1 pseudogene is annotated in these 583 nt (G+C 53.0%); it reads left to right on the top strand.

Going from position 1 to position 583, the window contains the following annotated elements:
• Positions 1 to 583: pseudogene (locus AC1DIS_RS30110) on the top strand (hypothetical protein); the annotation flags it as partial.

Raw genomic sequence — 583 nt, 5'->3', positions numbered from 1 at the left:
TTCAAACACTGTCCAACTCGTGGGAGCGCTTATTTAACTCACGACTCTGGCGCCTGATCAGTTTAACGGACATAAAAAAAAGGCTTCCGTCGATAATTCTTCCCAATGGAGAAGCTTTTGACGAAAACTACTACCTCGAAACTTATCCCGATGTTAAAGCGACCGGCATTCCCGCAGTCGTACACTATCTGTGCCACGGCATCCAGGAAGGCCGCATAGGTGCTCCAAAGCCGATATCGCCGGCTTCTCGCGACTATGCAGGCGAAAAGCAGGTTCTCGCTGGCGGACTGCTCCATGAACCGACAGAGCCATTCAACGCCGACTTCTATCGAGCCATGTATCCAGTTCTCGCCTCGCTCGATGATCCGGAACGGCACTTCCTGGATCACGGGCGGGCCGAAGGCCTGCTTGGCCGTATTCCGCTTATCGCTTTGAGTCGACCCATCGAGTCGCTGCCTATAGATAAGCCCACCATTCTGCTGGTCAGTCATGAAGCTTCGAGAACCGGCGCCCCAATTCTTAGCCTGAATATCGTCCAGCAACTTACCTCGCAATTCAATGTAGTGACACTGCTGCTTCGTGG

This window comes from Pseudomonas sp. 05N433, from assembly GCF_056396925.1.
Note: the sequence above shows the minus strand (reverse complement) of the source record. Positions and strands in the feature narration are given on the sequence as shown.